This window comes from Terriglobales bacterium, from assembly GCA_035691485.1.
In the GTDB taxonomy this organism is placed as follows: Bacteria; Acidobacteriota; Terriglobia; order Terriglobales; family Acidobacteriaceae; genus JAIQGF01.
Map to the genome: position 1 here is coordinate 1 of DASSIZ010000035.1, position 5,730 is coordinate 5,730.

The following is a 5,730-nucleotide window of genomic DNA, read 5'->3' on the forward strand; positions in this document are numbered from 1 at the left end:
CAGTTTATTCGGAAGTTTTTTGTTGCCCAACCCGAGCCGGCGCATTGGCTAAGAAAATCGTGCCGGCCTCGCCCCTTCGTGGCTCGGGCTGGGGGTTTAGCCTGGGGCTTTTCCCCAAGGCTTACGCCGTTGGGCTGGAACAACGTGCCGGGCTCGCTGCGCTCGCGCTGGGTTGGGCCGCCTGAATCGTTTTCCCCAAGGCTTACGCGTTGGGCTGGGACAGCGTGCCGGGCTCGCTGCGCTCGCGCTGGATTGGGCCGCCTGAATCGTTTTTTCCAAGGCTTGCGCCGTTGGGCTGGAACAACGTGCCGGGCTCGCTGCGCTCGCGCTGGGGTGGTGAACGTTGGTGTCTCAATCTATTACGGGAATCTTCGACCGACCGAAAATGATAACGGAGGTCCGTCCGTATGCAGGTTCTGCTGAACAACGCGCGGGCCACGCGCCTGGCATTCCCATATCCGAACGACATGTAGTTATTCCGCTGATAGACGGTTCCAGCGAGCTTGCCGCAGCTTAGAATTCGCGGCATGGCGCACGCTTACGCGCGGAACTACGTCCATCTTGTATTCGGAACGAAGGGCCGCCGTGCCTGGATTAAAGCACCGGTACAACAACTACTCTGGACTTACCTCGCCGGCATAGCGCGCGAGTATGGCATCGAGGTGCTTGCGATTGGGGGCGGTGAAGACCATGTCCACCTGTTGCTCTGCTTGCCGCCAAAGCTCTCGGTGGCGGCGATCATTCGCGCACTGAAGGCAAATTCTTCAAAATGGATGAACGAACAGGGTCATCTGTTCGCATGGCAGCAGGGATATGGCAGCTTCAGCGTGAGCAGCTCCAACGTGAATGAAGTCGCAAAGTATATTCGCGAACAGGGAGATCACCATCGCCGGCGTGATTTTCGAGAAGAATTTCTCGCGCTTCTGCGCCGCCACCAAATCCCTTTTACCTCTGAACACGTATTGGGCTGAGCCGGGAGTGGCTGCAGCCCACCCGCTATCGGGCGGCGGCATCTGGGTACCTAACGATTGGTGTGATTTGGGAGGAGACAAGGTTATGAGGAAACTACAGCTACTCACGATTTTCCTGCTGCTTGCCGGCGTGTCGGCATGGGCGCAGGTGTCCACGATTGGCGAAGGGACTGAAATCAAGGTCCGTACCGACACCGCCGTACCCGCGCATCCGACTGCGGGCGCGGTTTATACCGCGACGGTCAGCGATGACGTTCCGGGAACTTCGGGGGCGGTCGTCGTTCCGCGCGGCAGTCATGCACGGCTGGTTGCCACCGCGACCAACGACGGCAAGGACATGTTGCTGGATCTGCGCTCGGTGACGGTGAACGGGCGCCGCTATGATCTGTCGGCAGCCGGCGGCGGCAAAAGCACCGGCAGCTCTGGTTTGGGCGCCAATACCCGCACCGCGAAATACGTCGGTGGAGGCGCAGCCGTGGGCGCAGTGCTGGGAGCGCTGCTGGGCGGCGGAAAAGGCGCGGCCATCGGAGCTTTGGCGGGCGGTGGCGCCGGCGCAGGAGCACAGGTGCTTACCGGCAAGAAGCAGGGAATCCCCGCCGAGACCCAGTTGAGCTACAAGCTGGCACAGCCGCTGACCATGCGTCCGGCGGCAGCACGTTCATCGGGATTGCAGAAGCGGCCGGCAAAGTAAGAACAGATTTGGTAAACGTGAGAACACAAATTTGCCCGGTCGGAAACGGCCGGGCATTGTTTTGCTGGGGCTGGCGGCCTCGCAAAAATCGTGCCGGCCTCGCCCCTTCGTGGCTCGGGCTGGTGGTTTAGACCTGGGGCTTTCCCCCAAGGCTTACGCCGTTGGGCTGGAACAGCGTGCCGGGCGCGCTGCGCTCGCGCTGGGTTGGTGGGTGATTCAATGCCCGGCCGTTTCCGACCGGGCAAACATATCCCGGTTATTTTTGATTGTTCGCTGGAATAAATTCCGCCGTTACACATGCAGTTCCCGGTCACGCGCTTAGGAAATTAATTCGAGCTTTGCCTCTGAAACAGTAAGCTGCTCACAGTGTAGTGCGTAGACGATGGAATAAGATTCCGTCGCTACACATACGGTCAGCGATCGGTGGGGAGCGCCTGTTTCTGCCACCCGGCGAGCCCGTCCTGGTAGACGACAACCTTGTTGTAGCCATGGCCGAGCAGGACGCGTCCCACGGCGCGGCTGGCGGCGCAGACGTCGTTGTTGCCGCCGCTGCCCGCCTCATAAAGGACGATGGTCTTGTCGCGAGGCAATTCGGTAGCGCGGCGCTGCGCTTCCAGCAAAGGAATGTTGCCCGCACCCCGGATGTGAGCTTGGCTAAAATCCTCGCCCGAGCGCACGTCCACGAAGCGAGCTCCCTCGCGATATAACTTCGCCGCTTCGGCGGTATGGACCATCGCGGGTTCCGGGCCCTTGGGAGCGTCGGCGGAGCAGTCGATGGAGTTGCCGGCCACATTGAGGAAAGGATTGGAACCGGAGGGCACAGCCGAGTTCGCTGATGTTTTCGGCTGGCCGTTTGCGGAGGCTGATGAACCGGTACTTGGAACAGAATCTGCGGCAGCCAGGGCCTCGTTCAGGAATGCCTGAAATTTGGACTTCTCGGGCGCGCCGACGATGCGGTTACGGCCAAGAAAAAATGTCGGCGTGCCGCGCACTCCGAGCACGCGGCCGTCTTCCGTGTCACGCTGCACCAGCGCGCGCGTCGCATGGGTCGTAAGACATTGGTGAAATTGCGCGGTATCGAGGCCCAGTTCGTCGGCGTAGCGCTCCAGCGAGTCGTCCTTCAGATCGCCGTTGGCTCCGTAGAAACGTTCCACCGCCTCCCAGAATTTTCCTTGCTGGGCGGCACACTCGCTGGCCTCGGCGGCGTGCAGAGCGTACGGATGAACCTGGGGTAAAGGAAACTGGCGGAAGACGAAGCGGACGCGGTCGCCGTATTGCTGCCGCAGCTGCCGCAATTCCGGCTCGGCGGCGGCGCAGGATGGACATTGCAGGTCGCCGAATTCGACCAAGGTCACTTGAGCTTGGGGATTTCCAGCGCCGTGACTGTCGGCGCGCACCAGCCGCTCGGCAATGTCGGCGGCGCTCGGCTCGGCGGCTTGCACCTGGGCTTCGGCGTGCCGCTGCAACCAGGTGAAGGCGCGAGCGCCCAGCGCGATGGCAAACACCAGCACCAGGGCGTGGCTGATGAGTGTGGAACGCGACTGGGCGGAATCGTCGAAGCGCGAGCGGAGAAACGAGAGTGACAAAAGAAAGATGAAGGCGATGGCAATCGCCGAGACCACGCACCACGCGCACCAGGCATGGATGACGAAGGCCTCGATGAGGGTGAGCACGAGGGAAGCGGCGACGCCAAGGGCAGCGATCAATGAAAAGAGCTGGCGGAACAAAGCGGCGGTGGCGGGCGGCACCAGCGGTTCCAGCAACAGGAGCAGCGCCAGCGTGCCGTACATGGCGACACCGTAGAGAGGCGTCGGAAGCCCCAGGATGTGCGCGAAGCGGCTGGCGCGTACCTCGTCGCAGCCGCTGCCCAGGCAAACCATGGCATGCGCGGGCGAGGCATAGACCCACGTCAGGTAGAGAGAGTCAAACAGACCCAGAAGAGTGAGCGCGAATGTAATGGAACGACGCACGGGGAACTGGGAACATTCTAACAAGTGGCTAGTGGTTTGGGGTTGGTGGCTAGTGGCTGGGTGCGCGGTGGTCTCGAAGGCCTCTCGTCCACTCGGGTCCAAACGTGTAAACCGCGCGCCGGATTCATCCCAAATTGCTTCTGCGCGCGGCCCAGTCGGAAGTAGAATGAGCGCACTCGCCAGAGCAGTCCAACCGCGAACGATACTCACATGGCAAGCGCAGCAAAACCGGTGGGGAGCATGCGCGCCATACTGCAGCAGCCGGATTTCCGCAAGCTGTGGCTGGCGCAGCTGGTTTCCATTTTCGGGGACTTCCTGGCGCTGTTCGGCGTCATCAGCCTGATCACGTTCCGCTGGCGCGGCAACGCGGTGCAGGTAACCTTCGTGATGGTGTCCTACATGCTGCCGCTGGCGCTGATTGGGCCGCTGGCGGGAGTATTCGTGGACCGCTGGAACGTGAAGCGGGTAATGATCGCGAGCGACCTGACGCGCGCCGCGCTGGTGCTGCTGGCGGTGATCGCAACCGACGTGCGGCAAATCTGCGCGATTTTCGCGGCGCTGGGCGCATTTTCCAGCTTCTTCGGGCCGGCGCAGTCGGTAACGGTACGCACGCTGGTGCCGATGGAGAAACTGTTGGCGGCCAACGCCATGATGGCGCAGGCGTTTTATACCGTGCGTTTGCTGTCCCCGGTGCTCGCCGGCGCGTTGATCGCGTGGCTGGGCGAAAACCCGTGCTTCTACCTGGATTCGGCGAGCTTCGTGTTCTCGGCCATGATGGTCGGGACGCTGGTGATCAACCCGCCGCGGCCATCGGGAAAGAGCGTGCAGGGATTCCTGAGGGAGTTTTCGAGCGGCAATCGCTTCATCTTCACGCACTCGTACCTGGCGTTCGTGGTCACGGCGATGGTGGTGGCGATGTTCGTGCTGAGCTGCTTCAGCCCGCTGATCTCCATCTACGTGCGCGACATGCTCAAGGGCGGAACGTTCCTGTACGGCCTGGTGAGCACGATGATCGGCGTGGGACTGATCCTGGGAACGCAGTCGGTGCAGCGGTTCGCGAAACAAAGGTCGAAGAAAGACATCGTAATCGCGGGTTTGCTGACGCTCGGTTTTTCCACGGGCCTGCTGGGGACATTTGCGAACCGGACAATGGCGGCCGTGAGCCTGTTCGGGCTGGGGCTGGCGATCGCGTTCGTGATTGTGCCGGCGCAGACGCTGATGCAGCAGGAGACGCCGCACGCGATGATCGGGCGGGTGAGCAGCAGCTTCATGTCCTTGATCTCGGTGGCGCAGGTTACCGGCCTGCTGCTCTCCGGCTACCTGGCGCAGGTGCTGGGGATCCGGCGGTTGTTCATCACCGCGGCAGTGGCCCTGGCGGTGATCACGGTGATCGGGTACAGCAAGCGGGGTGAGGCGCCGTCGCCGGTGACGGCGGAAACGGAGGGATAGCGATGGAAGTGGTGAACGTAGAGAACAAGCTGGCGCAATTTTCCGATTACTGGTCGCCGAAGATTGCGGGCGAGGTCAACGATGTCTACGTCAAGCTGGTGAAATTCAAGGGCGAGTTCATGTGGCATCATCACGACGCCGAGGACGAGCTGTTCCTGGTGATCCGCGGAACCATGCGCATGAAGTTTCGCGAGCGCGGGATCGAGCGCGAGGAGAAAGTGCGGCCGGGCGAGTTCATCATCGTGCCACGCGGGGTGGAGCACATGCCGATCGCGGACGAGGAAGTGCACGTCATGCTGCTGGAGCCGAAGTCGACGCTGAACACCGGCAACGTGCGCAACGAGCGGACGCTGCAAGTGCTGGAGCGAGTCTGACGGCGCTCACTCATCCATTTTTAAAACATAGATCCTGAGCTTTGCCCAGGATGACAGGGTTGTTCAGGGATTGGAATGCCTGTCGGCGGTTGCGCGGTGCGGACGGTGTAGGGGTCCTTCGACTCGGGCGTGCACCCTCGCTCAGGATGACATTGCTCATAAAGCAGTTTTGAAAATTGAATGACGGAGCCGGGTGCACCTCGGGCTGACGCCCTCGTGGAACGGCGTGCCGGCCCTGAAGGGGCTCGAGAGATTTTTGGGACGCTGACCCACGG

Annotated in this window: 5 protein-coding genes; 4 read left to right on the forward strand and 1 reads right to left on the reverse strand. The window is 61.8% G+C overall.

Annotated elements, in window-relative coordinates; all coding sequences use genetic code 11:
• Window positions 1-527 precede the first annotated feature (527 nt).
• Window positions 528-971 (forward strand): IS200/IS605 family transposase, encoded by a 444-nt coding sequence (tnpA, locus tag VFI82_04635; GenBank protein HET7183946.1) that lies wholly within the window; start codon window positions 528-530, stop codon window positions 969-971.
• An 85-nt stretch (window positions 972-1,056) separates the two neighbouring features.
• Window positions 1,057-1,662, forward strand: coding sequence for a hypothetical protein (locus VFI82_04640; GenBank protein HET7183947.1), 606 nt, complete (start codon window positions 1,057-1,059; stop codon window positions 1,660-1,662).
• A 413-nt stretch (window positions 1,663-2,075) separates the two neighbouring features.
• Here VFI82_04640 and VFI82_04645 read toward each other — a convergent pair whose 3' ends face one another.
• Window positions 2,076-3,632 carry a thioredoxin domain-containing protein gene (locus tag VFI82_04645; protein ID HET7183948.1) on the reverse strand — a complete coding sequence of 519 codons (1,557 nt, stop codon included), beginning with the start codon at window positions 3,630-3,632 and terminating at the stop codon, window positions 2,076-2,078.
• Window positions 3,633-3,842: 210 nt separating this feature from the next.
• Between VFI82_04645 and VFI82_04650 the strand changes: the two genes are divergently transcribed.
• Together VFI82_04650 and VFI82_04655 are read left to right on the forward strand one after the other, a co-directional pair.
• A complete protein-coding gene (locus VFI82_04650; GenBank protein HET7183949.1) occupies window positions 3,843-5,081 on the forward strand; it encodes an MFS transporter in 1,239 nt (412 codons plus the stop codon).
• Between the two features lie 2 nt (window positions 5,082-5,083).
• The gene (locus VFI82_04655) at window positions 5,084-5,455 is read left to right on the forward strand and encodes a cupin domain-containing protein (protein ID HET7183950.1); all 372 of its coding nucleotides are present in this window, start codon (window positions 5,084-5,086) and stop codon (window positions 5,453-5,455) included.
• The last annotated feature ends 275 nt before the right edge of the window (window positions 5,456-5,730 follow it).

What these genes read in the sequence shown, in the direction of transcription:
- VFI82_04640 (HET7183947.1), top strand. Translation starts at nt 1,057, where the DNA reads ATGAGGAAACTACAGCTACTCACGATTTTCCTGCTGCTTGCCGGCGTG.
- VFI82_04655 (HET7183950.1), top strand. Translation starts at nt 5,084, where the DNA reads ATGGAAGTGGTGAACGTAGAGAACAAGCTGGCGCAATTTTCCGATTAC.
- tnpA (HET7183946.1), top strand. Translation starts at nt 528, where the DNA reads ATGGCGCACGCTTACGCGCGGAACTACGTCCATCTTGTATTCGGAACG.
- VFI82_04650 (HET7183949.1), top strand. Translation starts at nt 3,843, where the DNA reads ATGGCAAGCGCAGCAAAACCGGTGGGGAGCATGCGCGCCATACTGCAG.